We start from the raw sequence: 17,564 nt of genomic DNA, 5'->3' as shown, positions 1-17,564 counted from the left end.
ATTTTAATTGAACTATGAGAATCAGAGGCATTTGATTTGATATTAACCATTGATTATTTCACCCCCATTAGGGTGTATAACCTGTCCTGTGATAAATGAAGCATCATCAGATGCCAAAAACAAGTAGGCAGGCGCAACTTCATTGGGCATTCCAGCTCTCTGCATGGGTGAGTCGCTTCCAAAGGTGGCAACATCCTTTTGCTTAAAAGTTGATGCAATCAGCGGGGTCCAAATAGGACCGGGAGCTACAGCATTTACCCGTATTCCTTTTTTAATTAAATTACTGGCCAGACTTCTGGTAAAAGAAACAATGGCTCCCTTTGCTGCAGCATAGTCGATCAAATGATTACTGCCTCGATAAGCCACCACGGATGCCGTATTGATAATGTTTGCCCCTTTCTTTAGATGGGGTAAGGCATATTTACAGATCCAAAAGTGAGAGAAAAAATTAATTTTAAACGTATTTAATAATTGCTCAGTAGAAATATCTGTCAATTCGTTTGATTCCCAATGCATCCCAATGTTATTGATGACAATATCAAGTTGATGATATTGCTTAATGGTTTTGGTAATGATTGATTTACAGTGACTCTCTTTTCCCATATCCCCTTTGATGAACAAGCATTCCGCATTAAAACTTTTGAGCTGTGGTTCTATTGCTTTGGCATCTGTGGTTTCATTCAAATAGGTTATGACCAATTTAGCACCTTCCTTAGCAAAAAGAAGGGCAATTGCTTTACCAATTCCACTATCCCCACCTGTAATCAATACAACTTTTCCTGCGAGTTTGCCTTTGGGATACTCTTTAGGCCAAGATTCAGGCAGAGGGTCTAATTGAGATTCTTTTCCTGCACGTCTTTGTTTTTGCTCAGGTCTAATTTTTTTTTTCAGTTCCTTCTTCATACGTTTTTGAGTTCTCTTTATAAGATAGTAAGGGCAACTTTAATCGACAGAAAATCTCTCCATAAAGAGGTCAATAGGAGAGTTTAAAGCACTTAAATTATCGTTTATTTCTAGCGCTTAAATATGCATTAATCACAGTGGCAGTTCTTAGTAAACAAACGTGCTCCCGTATAGTTTTGTCGAATTTTAATTGCTGGACTTAACCAGGTTGAATGCACATTAACATAAGTATACTCTTGATGATTTCTAAACAGTTAGTAGCATCCAAATGTTTATAAAGGGTGAGATGAGAAAAATAAAAAATACACCAGCCAACAATTTGGCTTGATAAGTTGTTCTAATGTACAATAAGGTTCTTCACAAGAATGAAAACGTGTATAGAAACTAGACGAATATTCTTGATTGGTATTAAAACGATTGCCCTATGAAACGGATTATAAACCAGTAATATAGTAGGATAAAATGGCCGCAATTCTTTCCTATTCCGACTGCAATACGTAGGTTTTACTAGAAAAGCTACCGTAAATGGTTTTAATTATTTTAATTCTAACACCAAAATCAAGGATCAAGATGTTCTGCAAAGGATTAGATCCTTAAAGATTCCACCCGCCTGGGAAAAAGTATGGATTTGTATAGATGCCAAAGGGCATATACAAGCTACGGGATACGATGTGCGGGGTAGAAAACAATACATATACCATCCAAGCTGGGTTCAGCAGCGGAAAATTCAAAAATTTGAAGAGATGAAGCAGTTTGGCGAAAAACTTCCTTTACTTCTTATGAAGGTAAAATCTGATTTAAGGAGTCATACGTTAAATCAAAAAAAAATTTGCGCATTTGCTGTGTACTTGATGTCAGAAACATTTATACGTGTGGGAAATAAAAATTATGAAAAAAACTATGGATCCTTTGGACTGACAACCCTGAAAAATAGGCACATATCATTGAATAGCAATTCTGTTTTAATTAAGTTTATTGGAAAGAAGGGAGTAAAGCAACAAATTAAATTAACAGACCGGCAGGTGAGTTCTTTTATCAAAAGAATGAAAGAACTTCCCGGTCAAAACTTATTTCAATATTATGACGATAATATGGAGGTAAAGCAGTTGAATTCCAGTCAGGTAAACGAATACTTAAAAGATGTTTTAGGAATAGATATCTCCTCTAAAGATTTCAGAACTTGGGGAGCATCCTCAACAGCCTTATTTGAAATCCTCAACAGGCCTATACCTCCAAGTCCAAAGGAAAAAGAGAATGAGCTAAGAGAGATTATTAAGTTGGTTGCTAGCAAGCTTGGCAATACAGTAGGTGTGGCAAAGAAATACTACATCCATCCATCAATTCAGCAAAATTATTTAAACGGTAACCTAGACGCTTTCATAAGAAAAAATGCTAGGAAAATACAAAGTCAAAAACCATCCGATAAACTAAGACTTTTATTGTTAGACATATTGGAAGAGAAGGGAAGCTAATATATCAATTTCAGATAATTTCATTTTGGGAATTTTAATTTGGATGGATTATCTGGGTTAATAAAAAATTAGATTCGTAATAACATCTTTAGAACCACTTAATAAAATTAAAGTATGATTGATATCCAAAAAATGTTTTTAGCAGAATTAGAGTGGAATTTTCTTTTTGAAATAGCCGCTCGAACATTTTGTATGTTCTTCCTTATTATCCTTATTTTAAGGATATCAGGTAGGCGAGGGGTCCGCCAACTGACTCTATTTGAAGTTGCAATCATTATTGGACTAGGGTCTGCAGCTGGAGATCCAATGTTCCAAAGTGATATCCCTATATTACATGCAATTGTGGTTTTTACTTGCGTAATATCGTTTTATAAATTGCTCACCTTTCTTGCCTCGCGCTTTAAAACTTTTACGAATTTGTTGGAAGGAAAACCTATGATTATTATCAAAGATGGCCGCTTTGAGATGAAACATGAAAACGATAATACATTTTCTAAAATGGAGTTTTTCGCAGAGTTACGAAACAAATCAGTTGAACACCTTGGGCAAGTTAAATTAGGTGTGCTTGAGGTAGATGGCACGCTTAGCCTTTTATTTTATAAAACCATTGAAATTAGAGAAGGCTTACCTATATTTCCTACTGGGTATGTGGAGATAGATTCCGTTAAACAAATTGAATCATTTGCCTGCATGTATTGCGGGAATGTGGTCGGAAAACTGGAACGGGTGAATGCAAAATGTGATAGGTGTTCAAGAGATAAATGGGCAACCACAATGCGAACCCATAGGGTGACATAAATAGTGGTTAATTCTAGAGCGACTCGAGAAGCATGAACTAGCACTAAAGATATTCATAAAACCCTTATTAAAACTGGCTTATCTGCATTTATCTTTGTCGTATTTTTGCTGAAAATTTATTTTAAAAAGCTAATTTTAAATCATGAAAATATCACTAGCATCTCCTCCTATACCACAAGGCTTAAATGACGGTTTACACTGGGTAGATTTGTTAACAAAAAAAGCATCTGAAGAACAAGCTGAAATTATATGTTTTCCCGAATCATTTCTTCCTGGATATCCTGGAATGCCTTTTTTAGAAGAGGATAGAGACAAGGAAGGATTGATATCTGCCTTATCTAAAGTATGTGAAATGGCCTTAAGGTATTCCGTATCCATTATTATCCCGATGGATTGGTACCTAGGAGATAAACTTATCAATGTGGCTCATGTTATTTCTAGCAAGGGAGAAATCCTAGGATATCAAGCAAAAGTTCAATTAGATCCATCGGAAGATGACATTTGGTTGGCTGGACAGAAAAGGGAAATTTTTGAGATAAATGGACTAAAATTTGGTATTTCTATTTGTCATGAAGGATTTAGATACCCAGAAACTGTAAGGTGGGCTGCCCGCCATGGGGCAAAAATTGTCTTTCATCCCCATTTTGCGGGAAGCAATACTCACGGTAATAATTTAACTGAGTGGGGTGCCAAAGAAAATCCTTATTATGAAAAAGCGATGCAAATGAGGGCTCTAGAAAACACAATCTATTTTGCTAGTTCAAACTATGCGTCGACCTATGCAGAATCTGCGAGCGCTATTATTTCTCCTGAAGGTGATTGCATCATCCATGAAAAATATGGAAGAGTTGGCATAATCACCGCTGATATTATTCCTGAAAAAGCAACAGGATTTTTAGCCAAAAGATTAAAAAAAATAGAATAAATGAATACTTACTCCCCCAAGTAACGAGAAGATTTTTTACCTTAAAATAGTGGCAAAAAATGCTAGATATTAAATTTGAAACTGAAAGATTGTCCATTGATCCTTTAAGTTTAGAACACACCAACTTTATGTTTGATCTACTGAGAACGCAAGGATGGAAAAAGAATATTGGAGATCGAGGAATAAACACAAAGGATGATGCCTATGCGTACATTAACAAGATTTTAAACAGTTCAAATTACACCTACTTAGTGTTCAGTTTAAAGGAAAATAATGATCCATTGGGAATAGTAACGCTCATTAAGCGGGATTATATGGAGGACTATGATATTGGATTTGCCATTTTACCAAAATATAAAAAGAATGGATATACCTATGAGGCAAGTGCCCAATTTTTACACCTAATATCAAGCAAAAATATTTGCAAAACAGTAGTAGCTATAATTCTTCCAGAAAATGTCCCTTCAATTAGCCTAATCAAAAAATTAGGTTTGAAATATGTAAATGATATAACCCATGAGGATAAAATTCAAAGTATTTTTCAAATATCCTTTTAAATTATCGAAGATTTGTATTACTCAGGATTATGCTTTAAAAGCGAACTAGGGAACTAGTAATGTGTTTTAGACGTAGAATATGTTTTATAAATGAAGGCAATATTTGTTATCCAATTCACTTTGAAAGCAACCATGGGGAATGTATGTCTATTTAACAAAACGAATATTAAGTAAATGGAAAACCTAATTCGACATATCCAAAATTATGTTTATCTAAATGATTCTGATATTGAACGGCTATCTAGAGGAATCAAGGTAATCTTCCTCAAGAAGAAAGAATTCTTAATCAAAGAAGGTGATTTTTGTCATTCCAACTATTTTGTGAGTAAGGGATGTTTGCGGATGTTTTTTTTGAAAGAAAACGGAATAGAGCAAATCACCCAATTTGCGATTGAAAATTGGTGGATTTCGGACTACATGAGCTTGTTGAACAAAGAATCTTCAACCTTCAATCTTCAAGCTATTGAAGATTGTGAAATTTTACAACTCAATGAAACTTCTCTAGAACTTTTATTCACCGATATTCCGCAATTGGAGAGATATTTCAGATTGGTAATTCAAAAAGCATATGCAGCATCGCAGTTTAGAATCAAGTATCTTTATGGCTTATCTCGTGAAGATCTATATTTTCATTTTTCAACTCATTTCCCGGAATTCATGCAGAGAATACCTCAATATATGCTAGCATCCTATTTAGGTTTTACCCCAGAATATCTAAGTGAAATAAGAAAAAAAAGGTGAACTCATTTCTCTTGTTTAATCCTTTCTATTTACGGATTAACCATTTTTATCCAATTAAACTTTATATTTTGTCTTGTTGAATTGATCGAAGAGACACCTTTGTTCAGTTATAATTAAAACAAGATTATACAGAATTTTTTAATCAATAGTTCGAATTAGTTTAAAAATTTCTTTTTTAGATTTTTCAAACAATTCCCCCCCAAACTCTTCATTGTCCAATGAGATTATTGACAAATCTTGTACGCCCATTACACCAAAAATAAATTTTAAATACTTTGTCTGAAAATTCATGTGCGCATTTTTTTCATGCTCACCATATCCAGTATCTCCTCGGCTAGAGAGGATAAACATCTTTTTATTTTTGAGTAATCCAACGTAGTCACCATCAGGAACGCCAGACCTGAATTTCCAGGTTTCGTTTATACGCATAACCTGATCTATATAAGATTTTAAACCACTCGGAATGGACCAATTATACATAGGCGTGGCAATAATATAAATATCGTTCTCTTTGAGCTCCTTGATTAATTCATTGCTCAGTCTCAAAGCTTTCTGATTTTCTGGGGTTCTCTTGGATGGGGTAATAAAGGCGCTGGCAATCCATGATTCATCGATTGCAGGAATTTGTTCTTTCCCTACTTCGCGAAACGTTACGATATCATGTGGATGTTTAGCGGTCCAATTCTCAATAAACAATTGTGCTAATTTTCTGCTGTATGACCTTTGATCTCTAACGCTGGCATTAATAATCATTACTTTTTTCATTTGCTTCTTATTTTTTATAAAGCAAAATTCTTGATTATTTAACTCAGAAAAATTGATCTACTTCAAGAGGATTTACTTTTTTTACGAATTCGGCTTATAAATTCGGCTGAAATACCCAAATAGGAAGCGATTAGATATTGCGGAACTTTGGATGTAATTTCGGGATAGGTGTTAAGAAAATCATAATATCTATGTTCAGCATCATAGACATTGATATAGGAAATTCTTTTTTGTAGTGTTCCTAAATAGCTTTCTAATATGATCCTAAAATATCTTTCTAAGCCAGGAAGCTCGACTAAAAGTTTTTGGAAAGTGTGATAATTTATTTGCAAAACAGTCGTTTTTTCTAATGCCTGAATGGTATAAATTGATGGCTCTTGTTTGGAAAAGCTGGCTAAATCAGAAGCCCACCAATCGGCTATGGCAAAAAACAAAATTTCTTCGTTTCCATTTTCAGCATTGATATAGAATGTTTTTAATGCTCCAGATACCACGTAATTATCATAACGACAGATCTCACCGTTGCGCAGTAGATAATCTCCTTTTTCTAAGGTCTTCTCAGACCAGAAGGTTTCAAAAATTGCGATTTCACTTTCACTTAATTTAATATGCTTTAAGACACTTTTTATCAATGAATTCGCTTTCATATTCTTTAAATTTTCCTGACTTACGTATGCTCTAAATTTACATAGATATCCTGGTTATTCGGTTTTTAGACGATAAAATTGACAAAAAAAGCAATACTAAAATAAATATTAACATTATATATCAAACATATCTTACATTTATATTGATTATTTACAGATAGTTATGAAGATTACATCAAAATACGTATGGGCAACATTAGCTTTCTTTTTAACAGCTTTTGATGGGTTTTGCCAGCAGAAACCTAATATCATTGTTATATTAATGGATGACCTGGGTTATTCGGATCTGGGTTGCTATGGTGGAGAAATACCTACCCCAAACATGGATCAACTGGCGAAGGATGGAATCCGTTTGACTAATTTTTATAATGCGGCACGTTGCTGTCCCTCGAGAGCAGCTCTTTTAACAGGCCTTTATCCGCATCAGGCAGGTATCGGACACATGATGAATGATCGAGGAGAAGAACATCCTGCTTATCGAGGCCATTTAGGGAATCAAACAGTCACTATTGCTCAGATTTTGAAAGAATCTGGCTACTTTACGGCGATGACAGGTAAATGGCATCTTGGGCAAGCCGCGGGAGTAACCCCCTCTAATAGAGGATTCGACCGTTCTTTGAATGCTCCTGGTGGAGGTTTCTACTACGGTAATAGTAAAAAAGCAAAGATTTTCTTGGATGGAAATCGGCTTGACAATGAAGGACCGGAATTACCCAAGAACTGGTACAGCACAGATTTGTGGACTACATTTGGTTTGCAGTTTATCGATGAAGCGATAGATGAGAAAAAACCATTTTTTCTCTATCTAGCTTACAACGCTCCTCATTTTCCTTTACAGGCGCCAAAAGCTGAAATAGAAAAGTTTAGAGGGAAATATAAAGCGGGATGGGAGAAGCTACGCCAGCAGCGTTATCAAAAACAAATTGAACTTGGGTTGATCGATAAATCTTGGGACCTTCCTCCATTCAATCCAAATGTTCCAAAATGGGATACGCTGAGCGAACAAAGTAAAGAGAAATATGATCACATGATGGCTATCTATGCCGCTGTCGTATCGCGTCTTGATCAGAGTATTGGAAACCTTATAAAAAATTTAAAACAGCGTGGAATTTTTGATAATACACTGATCCTTCTTGTTTCTGATAACGGTGGAAATCCTGAACCTGGTGCTCAAGGTATTTACAAAGGTAAAAATCCTGGGGGATCAAGATCGACTGTTTTCTTAGGCCAAGGTTGGGCGGAAGTTGGATGTACACCATTCTGGGCCTATAAGCATCATACGCATGAAGGAGGAATCTCCTCACCAGGTATTATTTCCTGGCCAGCGGGTATTCCAGAAAATCTCCGTGGTACTTTTAATAGAGAGTCGGCCCATATTACGGACATCCTGGCAACAGTTGTAGACTTGGCTGGTGCGCAATACCCTCAAACTTATGCTGGTCACCAGATTACCCCTACAGTAGGCATTAGTTTGAGACCAATGATTATAGGTAAACCCATCATCCGAAGGGAACCCATTTTTTGGGAACATGAAGGCAATAGGGCGGTTCTGGATGGTAAATGGAAATTGGTTGCCGAATGGAAGGAAAATTGGCAATTGTATGATTTGCAAAAGGACAGAACTGAGATCGATAATGTCATTAAGGAACATCCCAAAGTAGCTAAAAGGTTGAAAGAATTATATGCATCTTGGTCAAAAAAAGTGAAGGTAGAGCCTTGGAATCATGGTGTCAACTGGTTTTATGATTATGAAAAGGCAAAAACTGAAAGCAAGCAATAAGATCAATAATAAAATTATTTTGTTGGAATTAATGGAGTTTTAGGTTTGGCTATTTTGGATCAATGGATGAAAATCTGTATCCCAATTTTTATTTACCTTTATTGGATCTAGCGTATTATCAGACTTTAAACACATGTATTTAACTATACCCTTTCAAGATATAAATAGGAACCAAATTATTTCTTTGGAGGTTTCTGAAGAGTTAAAAACTTATTTCCCAAGGTCAGGAAGGCTAAATTAGTGCAGGCAGGTTTTGTGTTTTTTACGTCGGAGTTTTAGAGAACAAGATTAACATTCTACACTATTTTAAAAAAATAAAATGGTCATTAAATCAATTAAAATCAGTCAAATTGCAATCCCTTTTCTGTTAAATTTTATCGTGGCTTTGGGCTGCTTTGGACAATCGGAAAACCAGAAACCAAACATTCTGCTAATTCTAGTGGATGATCTTAAGCCTGCCATTCATGGATTTGGTGATCAAGCTGCGGTTTCTCCGAATATCGATAAATTAATCGCACAGGGCGTTCGATTTGATCGTGCTTATAGTAATCAGGCAGTTTGCGTTGCCTCGCGTAATAATTTACTTCTTGGAAGTAGATCTACCTCCACGGGTATCTATGATTTTGGAAGAAGTATACGGCAGTATTATCCAGATGCGGTTACCCTTCCTCAGGCTTTTAAGAATCAGGGATACTTCACCCAAGCTATTGGAAAGGTATTTCATGTGGGGCATAACACCTATAACGATACTATCTCCTGGTCGGCGCCGCATTTTCATGAGAAGATTATTGAGTACAAGACTATGGATAAATCAGAATCAGCCTTGACGATTGAAGCCGCTTTGTTTGAAAATTATTCTTGGGATTATGCCTTGAAACAAACGCAAGGAATCGCTTGGGAATCGCCAGATGTGCCCGATGAGGCCTACGGAGATGGACGCGTTGCTAGAAAGACCATTCAGGTCCTTGACTCTATGGACCAACAAAGGGAACCTTTTTTTCTAGCAGTTGGTTTTGCGCGGCCTCACCTTCCTTTTAGTGTTCCTAAAAAATATTGGGATCTCTATGATGAATCATCGCTCCCGATGCCGATCACAGAAAAACATCCTACAGGAGCGCCTGACTTTGCGGTGAAAAGATTTGGAGAAATCGAACAATATCAACACATACCCAAATATGAAAAAGGTAAATCATATCCCGATTCGCTAAAAAGAAAACTCATTCATGGCTATTATGCTGGGGTAAGCTACGTGGATGCTCAAATAGGAAAAGTTCTTGATAAATTAAAGAAAACGGGTTTAGATAGCAATACCATTGTTGTTCTTTGGGGCGACCATGGATATCTGTTGGGTGATATGGGAATGTGGACTAAGCATGTTAATTACGAATTAGCCAATAGAATCCCTTTGGTCATCTCGTATCCGAAGACCTTATTGACTGCTCATGCCTCTAAATCAATTGTTGAAACTGTTGATATTTATCCTACACTCATTGAATTAGCGGGATTAAAGCTACCAGAAAAGAATCCAGTTCCTTTTGATGGAGAAAGTTTGGTTCCATTGCTGAAAAATAAAAAGCACAAAGTAGACTACGCCTATCATTGTTATCCCAGAGATGGATGGATGGGAAGAGCTATACGAACAGATCGATTCCGCCTTGTGGAATGGACAAATATTAAAAACAAAGAATTAGCCCCTAAATATGAATTCTATGAATACGATAATGATCTGTTAGAATATATAAATACAGCGGAGATGAAAAATAAAGATTTTATAAAATTGCACTCCCTTTTAAAGCAACATCCTGAATATCACGAACCATTACAGGCAAGTAAACCTAAAAAAAAATGATTAATGATGAAGATTTTTAACATGATGAGTCTACAAAAATTGAGTGTAAAAGAATGGCGATACAACGAGCGAGTATATACGTGCTTTTTTGGACTGATCTTTTGGCTATTATGCTCCACAGAAGTACTTGCCCAGAAAGTGAGCTCCTTACCAGACCATAAGAAACCCAATATTGTGATTATTATGGCTGACGATTTGGATAGTAAACAATTGAGTTGTTATGGCGGACAGAATATTCAAACCAGGCATATAGACCGCTTAGCAAAGGAGGGACTAAAATTCAACAACATGATCGCCTCTGAGGCAATGTGCGTACCTACACGTGCTTCTCTATTTACAGGCTTATATCCTTCGCGGCATGGTGCTTATCAAAATCATAAGCCTGTTTATGATGGCTTAAAGAGTGTAGTTCAGTACATGAATGAACAAGGTTACAGGGTTGCTCTTAGTGGGAAAGATCACGTGACCAGACCTGTTTCAACTTTTCCCTTTGAGATTCTTCCTGGTTTTGAAAAGAATTGTGTAGCTCCAAGCGATGACTACATGTTGGATAGTATTGCTGATTTTGTTGAGAAGACTAAGGATCCATATTGTCTTTTTATAATGAGTATTAATCCGCATGCACCATGGACGCTAGGAGATCCTTCTGAATTCGAAGCGGACAAACTTAAATTACCGGAACATTGGGTAGATACTGATTTAACACGTGAGAATTTTACTAAATACTTGGCAGAGATTCGAAGATTAGATAACCAGGTAGGGGATGTGATGAAAATGTTGGAAGAAACCAAGCAATTGGATAATACCATTGTTATTTTTCTTGGTGAACAGGGACCACAGTTTCCGGGGGGTAAATGGAGCCTATATGATAATGGACAAAAAAGTTCAATGATTATTCGCTGGCCAAAGGTAATAACGGCTAATTCCCAAACAGATGCTATTGTCCAATATGAGGATATCACACCGACTTTAGTCGCTATCGCATCAGGGCATCCAATTAAAAATTTGGATGGGAAAAGTTTTTTGCCGGTTATTACAGGCAAACGAACAAGCCATAGAGAATTTGCCTATGGTATTCATAATAACTATCCCGAAGGTCCGGCCTATCCCATTCGAAGTATCCGGGATTCCAGGTATAAATTGATCGTGAATTTGTTGCCAGATAGTCAGTATTACATCAAGTACATGATGAATCCTATGCATAAAAAGCAGGTTTATAGTTCCTGGTTAAAAAAAGCAGAAAGTGATCAACACGCTCATTTTTTAACCCATAGAATCGCGAAGCACGAGGCTTTGGAATTTTATGATTTACTCGAGGACCCAAATGAACTGAATAATTTATCGAAAAGTTCCAAACATCAAAGAAGAATTAAAAGTATGCAATCAAACCTATCTGCCTGGATGCGGGATCAAAAGGACTCAGGAGCATCCATGGATATCCCATTCAAGCAAAAATAATTTTCCTTTAAAAGATTATTGTATGAAAATAGCGCATAAAATATATCAAATTCAGGCATCAAGCCTGCTTAAGAAATTGCTTTTGATGAGTTTTCTTTTTCATTTAGTTTCTGTGGGTTTTGCTCAAGAGCATCAAAAGCCACATATTATATTAATCTTAACGGATGATTTGGGAATTGGAGATATTAGTTGCTACTACGGAAAGTATAAAACGCCAAATATTGATAAAATAGCTGCTCAGGGAATACGATTTACAAATTACTATAGTGCATCACCCATTTGTTCTCCCTCGAGAGCTGCCATTCTAACAGGGCAACAACCCGCTAAATTAAATTTCACAACCTATTTAAACACACGTGAGGATAACCGCCGAAGGGGACAAGTGGATTATTTAGATCCCAAAGTTCCCACAATCGCCAAAATATTGAAATCCAATGGATATGCAACGGCCCATTTTGGAAAATGGCATATGGGAGGTGGGCGTGATGTGAACGATGCACCCAATTTTGACCAGTATGGGTTTGATTCTTGGTCAAGCACCTATGAGAGCCCAGATCCCGATCCGGCATTAACGGCAACAAACTGGATTTGGAGTGATCAAGATAGCATAAAGCGCTGGAACCGGACAGCTTATTTTGTGGATAAAACCCTGTCTTTTTTAAAAGCCAATAAACATAAACCTTGTTATATCAATCTTTGGACAGATGACGTACATACACCGTGGATAGTAGGAGATAATCAGCTGGAACATGTTCCAAGGAAGCCTCAATCCGAGCGTAGTTTTCAAAAGGTATTAAATGATTTGGACCAAGAGCTTGGGAGGTTAATGGATGGTTTGATCGAACTGGGGATTGATCAGAACACCATTGTGATCTTCACAAGTGATAATGGACCCTTACCTAATTTTAGACAAGACCGCTCTGCCGGATTAAGGGGTACGAAGCTCTCTTTATATCAGGGAGGAATAAACATGCCTTTTATCGTCCGTTGGCCTGAAAAAATTAAAAAGAATGGTACCGATAGTACCTCTGTCATCTCAGCGTTGGATTTGCTTCCTTCATTCGCCTCAATCACCGACGCAAAACTTAAAGATGCAATACATCTTGATGGAGAAGATCGTTCTAGTACCTTACTGGGTACACCCTCAAGTCGACGGCAGGGATTATTCTGGGAATATGGACGTGATACGCTTTATTTTAGTTTTCCAAAAGCACCAAACCGAAGTCCTGTATTAGCGTACCAAGAAGGTTCATGGAAATTTTTAATGAATATCGATCAGAGCAATATGGAGTTATATCATTTGGATGCAGACCCCAAGGAGGCTAAAAATAGAGCGGCTGAATATCCTGAGTTGACAGAGAAATTTAGTCAAATTCTTTCGCTTTGGTGGCAGCGTTTGCCAAGGCTAGAAAACCGGGAATAATGACCGCTCAAAGAAGAAAAATCGTGGTTTTATTTTCTATTTTTTTCCTAAGAAAAGATGGATGAAATAGTTCCTTATAAGGCAGTAAAAGGTTAGGTCTTAAGTATAGAACAAAGAGTCAATTGCATTAGATAATGATAGGACTCTTTGTTCTAATTTATTTCAACTTATAAGTTCGTTTTTAATTAATCATTGGCTGATATTTATTTCTGTTTTCAATTAGGACCCATATGTAAATTGCAAGCAAAGGAATGGCAATTGGCAAACCCTCTGGTGCTATGGTCAAATGAGTGAGCATAATGCCTGTCATGATAGGAGCTAAGATGACAGCTCCCAGAGCTCTCACTTTTGGAATGATGAAAAGGATACCCCCAATGATTTCAACAATGGCAATAAGGGGTATTAGCCATACAATCTGCATCATTGCAGTGAACATTTTCATGGAATCCTCAGGCATATCTGGCGGAGGTGGCATGTAGTTGAAAAATTTATTCAAACCTGCATGGATAAACATCAGTCCAAATAACAGACAAAGGACGAAAAGAATTTTCTGTTTCATAATAGTTTTTTTAAAGTAGTTTTATTTATAATTGGAACCAAAAGACTTTTAAGACCTGATGGTATTTTTATGGTTTAGGTCTCAAGAATCCCTTGTGATTGTTCTGGTTCTAGTTTTAGTTAGCCTTAGTATTAACGCAAATGTATTTCGGTTTATTATGAGGTGAATTTACTTAAAATATTAAGATATAGGTAATTAATGTAAATTTTCTGAATTGTAGAAGATTAAAGCTGAATTACTCGTACAGTAAAATGGGTTGTAAAGCACCATTTTGGATGAAGAACAAAATGTTTAAATTATTAGCCTAAAATTGAATTTACTTTCTTTCATGAAATTATAAAATCAACTTGCCCTTGGATATTTTTGATAGTTTGCCTTTAAAATCATATCTTATATTTCTTAACATTTGAATAAGGAATTGGCGCTATAGGATAAAGCTGAAATGCATTTTACAACAAAGGACTATTATGGAACATAGAGAAAGAAGAAGTTACGATACCCTGAGTGAGGCCGTAAATGATTTACAAAGAATAGGATATACCGAAGATTTTTTAATTCCTGAAGAAGGAGAATGTTTGTACTGTGTTGCCAAATCGATGGAACTCTCTGCCGATGAGTTTGTCATTGATGACATATATCGCTTTGAGGGGATGACAGACCCGGGTGATGAAAGTATACTGTTTGCCATTTCATCAAAAGATAATCTGATCAAAGGCTTAGTGATTAATAGCTTTGGTGCCGAATTTAGTTTTAGATCCTCCAAATTAGTCTCTGAATTATACAGAAGATCTCGAGAAGTATAGGATTTCAAATAGATTACGCTTGAACCTCTTTGTGCTGAATGAGATACACACAACGATTGTCCTGAGCAACGATATGATCTAGACGATCAATTTGATAATGGATACCTAATAAGTTTCTGAAGTTTTTTATTTCTGCCTGGCACAATTGCTGGCATGCTGTTGCAGCTTTGCGGATTGGACAATGATTTTCAATGAATAAATAACAGTCATTTTCTTTTCTCCATTCCGCTAGATAACCCTCAGATGACCTAATTTGAGCCAGTTTTTCAAGCTTTGATTCTATATCGATTGAATCGGCCATTTCTTTTTCGTATCGGTCAAAGGTCTGGTGTTCACGGTTTGTAATTAATAAATCCAATGCATTTTCACCTAAAATATTTTTGATGGAATGGATCAGTTGTATCGTTAATTCAGCATGGGTGTCAGGGAACTGGGCTAAGCCATGTTCGGTTAATGAATAATGGGTACATGGGCGACCCACACCAGCACTCTTACACGCTTTTTCCACCAATCCTTCTTCAAGTAATTTAACCAAATGCTGTCTAACACCTTCCTTGCTAATGGCTAATTCACTTGCCAAAAAGGAAGCATCAAGTTCACCTTCCTTTTTCAACAACATTAAGATATTATCTAAATTACTTTTTCCCATATAGCAATAATTCGATTCTAATTTTGCAAATATACTGATAATATTTATTAGCTAGTTTTGCGAAAAGACTCCATTTCGCGTTTAATTATGTGTAAGGTTAATAATATATGTTCTAAACTTATTTTTTTTCTTATTTCATGACATTAATAAAACAATTGATTACTTGTTTTATTATTTCTGTTTTTTACCTTTGGTTCATAATAAGTAGAAATATTAGCAATAAAACGATCCACTAACCAAAAGTCAACACCATGGAAAATTATATATTATCTTACCGCGCTTCCTTAAAAACCTTACTCGAAAGGGAGAGGGTTTTCGAAATGCTACAACGAGAATATCCGAGTTTAAAACAATTATCCATTGAAATGGATGACAAGTCTTTTGTTTTAAGAATGCACTCACCAGAAAGAATTGAATCTGATATACAGAATTCTATACTAAATTTTGGTCACCGTGTCTCTTTTGTTTCTGCAAATAAATCTGCTTAATTTTTAAGATAAAGTATAGTAAATTTTTGATTTGCAGGACAGTACAGGATGGGTAAAGCAAAAGGATGTATTATATTTGGATATAGGCTTTTAAAAGAGGCTTAATAATCAACCTAAACTCGCATTTGAATTTATTTTCAACTAAACAGAATTATCAATAATTCTGTTTAGTTTGCTTAAAATAGCATTCAAAAGAGTCAAGGTCAAAATAAACTGAATAACATTTAATCATCTTTAATTCAATTGGTTCATAAGGGTTTTAATAAATCCTTTTTTAGTAGATTCCCCGGTTTTAATCGGGGAATTATTTTTTGTCAAAAATTCTAGTTGCCATCCATCTTATCGAAATATTCGGCATTTTTCCGAAGGGCATTTGTTCTTTTCAAGCAATATTCATTTTTAGTTATTATATTTAAGTTCTCAAACTTAACTTATGGATAATAGCTTACCCCAAACCAGCGTTTGGACCTCATTAGAAAAAATTGCGTTCCGATTTTCCTTCATTTTAATAATTTCCTTTATTATCATCATGAATAATGGAGCGTTTAACTTTATGACGGTCATCATAAAGCCATTTACTGAATTGATGAGGATAATAACGCCTTGGTTTGCTGAACATGTTTTGCACTACCGGTACAACTATTCTATTTTTACCAATGGGAGCGGGGATACTTCTTATGATTGGATTTCAATTCTCCTACTGTTAATTTTTGCTCTTTGCGGTTCGGTATTATGGACTGTTTTGGATCGCAAAAGGAATAGTTATAATGCCTGTTACTATTGGCTCACTGTTGTTATTCGCTATTACATAGCTTTTATTCTTATCAATTATGGGATTATTAAGCTCTACCATGCTCAAATGCCTCCGCCTTCATTAAATAGATTAATGCAACCCTTGGGAGAATTTTCACCAATGGGCCTGGCCTGGACCTACTTAGGATATTCCAAATCTTACAATATCTTTATGGGCCTTGTTGAGATGGGCTCAGCACTACTGTTATTTCGAAGGACTACGGCCTTGGGCGCATTACTCACAGTGGCCACGAGTGTAAATATTATGACGGTTAATTATTTTTATGATGTTCCTGTTAAAATAGTCTCGACGGCATTATTCCTGTTATCGTTGTATTTGCTCATTCCACATTTTAAATCCTTTTATCGGCTTTTTATTGTAGGAGAAGCTGATCAAATCCGAATTCAAAAAAGACCGCATTTCTCAAAAAGGTGGAAATCAATCGTTTTAAATATAACGAAGATCATCCTTATTGGGCAGTTTGTTCTTCTAGGAATCTATTTGTCTTCAAAACGGCAGGATATGATGGCGAAGTATTATAAAAAAACACCTTTAATGGGAATTTACCATATTATACAAGATGCCGATCAAAGTGCAGCTATTCCTATGAATTGGTCAATTATTACATTTGAATATGAAGGTCGTGCAAGCGTTAGGGATAAATATTATCAAAATACATACATGGATTTCACTCTAGACACGCTCAAAAAAGAGATTTCAATTAATAATTATACTTTTGACTACGCAAAACAAAACAACGGTGATGTAATGCTTAGAAGATTGGTAGACACCATTTCTGAAGAAATTCACCTAAAAAAAGTAGATCACGAAAATTTTGAACTTATTAAACGTAATTTCAATTGGATTCAGGAGCATCCTTACAACAGGTAGACCTGTCTGCTGATTTAAAGATTCTCTCCTAAGAGATGTAATCACAACGTACGAATCGATCAG

Annotated in this window: 17 protein-coding genes; 12 read left to right on the top strand and 5 right to left on the bottom strand. The window is 35.9% G+C overall.

What is annotated here, in order from left to right; genetic code table 11:
* Positions 1 to 42: 42 nt before the first annotated feature.
* Complete coding sequence (locus tag AC6CHH_RS06185; RefSeq protein ID WP_498280843.1) at positions 43 to 903, bottom strand: SDR family oxidoreductase; 861 nt, start codon at positions 901 to 903, stop codon at positions 43 to 45.
* Positions 904 to 1,391: 488 nt separating this feature from the next.
* On the opposite strand from AC6CHH_RS06185, the gene AC6CHH_RS06180 reads away from it, so the two are divergent.
* The 5 genes from AC6CHH_RS06180 to AC6CHH_RS06160 all read left to right on the top strand — a co-directional run bounded on the left by AC6CHH_RS06180 (position 1,392) and on the right by AC6CHH_RS06160 (position 5,396).
* Entirely contained in the window at positions 1,392 to 2,375 is a 984-nt protein-coding gene (locus tag AC6CHH_RS06180; protein WP_498280899.1) for a DNA topoisomerase IB, read from the top strand.
* 114 nt (positions 2,376 to 2,489) lie between these two features.
* The gene (locus tag AC6CHH_RS06175) at positions 2,490 to 3,173 is read left to right on the top strand and encodes a DUF421 domain-containing protein (RefSeq protein ID WP_498280841.1); all 684 of its coding nucleotides are present in this window, start codon (positions 2,490 to 2,492) and stop codon (positions 3,171 to 3,173) included.
* A gap of 142 nt (positions 3,174 to 3,315) precedes the next feature.
* On the top strand, positions 3,316 to 4,098 hold the full coding sequence (locus AC6CHH_RS06170; protein WP_498280839.1) for a carbon-nitrogen hydrolase family protein: 783 nt from the start codon (positions 3,316 to 3,318) through the stop codon (positions 4,096 to 4,098).
* A 59-nt stretch (positions 4,099 to 4,157) separates the two neighbouring features.
* Entirely contained in the window at positions 4,158 to 4,655 is a 498-nt protein-coding gene (locus AC6CHH_RS06165; RefSeq protein ID WP_498280837.1) for a GNAT family N-acetyltransferase, read from the top strand.
* Positions 4,656 to 4,829: 174 nt separating this feature from the next.
* Positions 4,830 to 5,396: a Crp/Fnr family transcriptional regulator gene (locus AC6CHH_RS06160; protein WP_498280835.1), complete on the top strand. Its 567-nt coding sequence runs from the start codon at positions 4,830 to 4,832 to the stop codon at positions 5,394 to 5,396.
* A 138-nt stretch (positions 5,397 to 5,534) separates the two neighbouring features.
* Here the strand turns inward: AC6CHH_RS06160 and AC6CHH_RS06155 are convergent, their stop codons facing one another.
* Both AC6CHH_RS06155 and AC6CHH_RS06150 read right to left on the bottom strand, forming a co-directional pair.
* The gene (locus AC6CHH_RS06155; RefSeq protein ID WP_498280833.1) at positions 5,535 to 6,161 is read right to left on the bottom strand and encodes an FMN-dependent NADH-azoreductase; all 627 of its coding nucleotides are present in this window, start codon (positions 6,159 to 6,161) and stop codon (positions 5,535 to 5,537) included.
* Between the two features lie 62 nt (positions 6,162 to 6,223).
* On the bottom strand, positions 6,224 to 6,808 hold the full coding sequence (locus tag AC6CHH_RS06150) for a Crp/Fnr family transcriptional regulator (protein WP_498280831.1): 585 nt from the start codon (positions 6,806 to 6,808) through the stop codon (positions 6,224 to 6,226).
* A 163-nt stretch (positions 6,809 to 6,971) separates the two neighbouring features.
* Here AC6CHH_RS06150 and AC6CHH_RS06145 point away from each other — a divergent pair, with 163 nt between their 5' ends.
* From AC6CHH_RS06145 to AC6CHH_RS06130, 4 genes are all read left to right on the top strand, one after another.
* Positions 6,972 to 8,588: an arylsulfatase gene (locus AC6CHH_RS06145; RefSeq protein ID WP_498280829.1), complete on the top strand. Its 1,617-nt coding sequence runs from the start codon at positions 6,972 to 6,974 to the stop codon at positions 8,586 to 8,588.
* Between the two features lie 319 nt (positions 8,589 to 8,907).
* A complete protein-coding gene (locus AC6CHH_RS06140; RefSeq protein WP_498280827.1) occupies positions 8,908 to 10,437 on the top strand; it encodes a sulfatase in 1,530 nt (509 codons plus the stop codon).
* A 3-nt stretch (positions 10,438 to 10,440) separates the two neighbouring features.
* Positions 10,441 to 11,895 (top strand): sulfatase family protein, encoded by a 1,455-nt coding sequence (locus AC6CHH_RS06135; protein ID WP_498280825.1) that lies wholly within the window; start codon positions 10,441 to 10,443, stop codon positions 11,893 to 11,895.
* 22 nt (positions 11,896 to 11,917) lie between these two features.
* Entirely contained in the window at positions 11,918 to 13,318 is a 1,401-nt protein-coding gene (locus AC6CHH_RS06130) for a sulfatase-like hydrolase/transferase (protein ID WP_498280823.1), read from the top strand.
* Between the two features lie 181 nt (positions 13,319 to 13,499).
* On the opposite strand, the gene AC6CHH_RS06125 is transcribed toward AC6CHH_RS06130, so the two are convergent.
* Positions 13,500 to 13,877, bottom strand: coding sequence for a DoxX family membrane protein (locus AC6CHH_RS06125; protein WP_498280821.1), 378 nt, complete (start codon positions 13,875 to 13,877; stop codon positions 13,500 to 13,502).
* Between the two features lie 467 nt (positions 13,878 to 14,344).
* Between AC6CHH_RS06125 and AC6CHH_RS06120 the strand changes: the two genes are divergently transcribed.
* On the top strand, positions 14,345 to 14,680 hold the full coding sequence (locus AC6CHH_RS06120; RefSeq protein WP_498280819.1) for a phosphoribosylpyrophosphate synthetase: 336 nt from the start codon (positions 14,345 to 14,347) through the stop codon (positions 14,678 to 14,680).
* Between the two features lie 13 nt (positions 14,681 to 14,693).
* Here AC6CHH_RS06120 and AC6CHH_RS06115 read toward each other — a convergent pair whose 3' ends face one another.
* A complete protein-coding gene (locus tag AC6CHH_RS06115) occupies positions 14,694 to 15,329 on the bottom strand; it encodes a helix-turn-helix transcriptional regulator (RefSeq protein ID WP_498280817.1) in 636 nt (211 codons plus the stop codon).
* A gap of 251 nt (positions 15,330 to 15,580) precedes the next feature.
* Here AC6CHH_RS06115 and AC6CHH_RS06110 point away from each other — a divergent pair, with 251 nt between their 5' ends.
* Complete coding sequence (locus AC6CHH_RS06110) at positions 15,581 to 15,817, top strand: hypothetical protein (RefSeq protein WP_498280815.1); 237 nt, start codon at positions 15,581 to 15,583, stop codon at positions 15,815 to 15,817.
* A 433-nt stretch (positions 15,818 to 16,250) separates the two neighbouring features.
* Positions 16,251 to 17,501 carry a hypothetical protein gene (locus AC6CHH_RS06105; protein WP_498280813.1) on the top strand — a complete coding sequence of 417 codons (1,251 nt, stop codon included), beginning with the start codon at positions 16,251 to 16,253 and terminating at the stop codon, positions 17,499 to 17,501.
* Positions 17,502 to 17,564: the final 63 nt, after the last annotated feature.

It is taken from the genome of Sphingobacterium sp. GQ94 (assembly GCF_059758715.1).
Note: the sequence above shows the minus strand (reverse complement) of the source record. Positions and strands in the feature narration are given on the sequence as shown.

Excerpts from the sequence above, each read along its gene's own strand:
- AC6CHH_RS06125 (WP_498280821.1), bottom strand. The coding sequence starts at position 13,877 with ATGAAACAGAAAATTCTTTTCGTCCTTTGTCTGTTATTTGGACTGATG.
- AC6CHH_RS06135 (WP_498280825.1), top strand. The coding sequence starts at position 10,441 with ATGATGAAGATTTTTAACATGATGAGTCTACAAAAATTGAGTGTAAAA.
- AC6CHH_RS06140 (WP_498280827.1), top strand. The coding sequence starts at position 8,908 with ATGGTCATTAAATCAATTAAAATCAGTCAAATTGCAATCCCTTTTCTG.
- AC6CHH_RS06130 (WP_498280823.1), top strand. The coding sequence starts at position 11,918 with ATGAAAATAGCGCATAAAATATATCAAATTCAGGCATCAAGCCTGCTT.
- AC6CHH_RS06160 (WP_498280835.1), top strand. The coding sequence starts at position 4,830 with ATGGAAAACCTAATTCGACATATCCAAAATTATGTTTATCTAAATGAT.
- AC6CHH_RS06185 (WP_498280843.1), bottom strand. The coding sequence starts at position 903 with ATGAAGAAGGAACTGAAAAAAAAAATTAGACCTGAGCAAAAACAAAGA.
- AC6CHH_RS06110 (WP_498280815.1), top strand. The coding sequence starts at position 15,581 with ATGGAAAATTATATATTATCTTACCGCGCTTCCTTAAAAACCTTACTC.
- AC6CHH_RS06120 (WP_498280819.1), top strand. The coding sequence starts at position 14,345 with ATGGAACATAGAGAAAGAAGAAGTTACGATACCCTGAGTGAGGCCGTA.
- AC6CHH_RS06150 (WP_498280831.1), bottom strand. The coding sequence starts at position 6,808 with ATGAAAGCGAATTCATTGATAAAAAGTGTCTTAAAGCATATTAAATTA.
- AC6CHH_RS06105 (WP_498280813.1), top strand. The coding sequence starts at position 16,251 with ATGGATAATAGCTTACCCCAAACCAGCGTTTGGACCTCATTAGAAAAA.
- AC6CHH_RS06175 (WP_498280841.1), top strand. The coding sequence starts at position 2,490 with ATGATTGATATCCAAAAAATGTTTTTAGCAGAATTAGAGTGGAATTTT.
- AC6CHH_RS06115 (WP_498280817.1), bottom strand. The coding sequence starts at position 15,329 with ATGGGAAAAAGTAATTTAGATAATATCTTAATGTTGTTGAAAAAGGAA.
- AC6CHH_RS06145 (WP_498280829.1), top strand. The coding sequence starts at position 6,972 with ATGAAGATTACATCAAAATACGTATGGGCAACATTAGCTTTCTTTTTA.
- AC6CHH_RS06165 (WP_498280837.1), top strand. The coding sequence starts at position 4,158 with ATGCTAGATATTAAATTTGAAACTGAAAGATTGTCCATTGATCCTTTA.
- AC6CHH_RS06170 (WP_498280839.1), top strand. The coding sequence starts at position 3,316 with ATGAAAATATCACTAGCATCTCCTCCTATACCACAAGGCTTAAATGAC.
- AC6CHH_RS06155 (WP_498280833.1), bottom strand. The coding sequence starts at position 6,161 with ATGAAAAAAGTAATGATTATTAATGCCAGCGTTAGAGATCAAAGGTCA.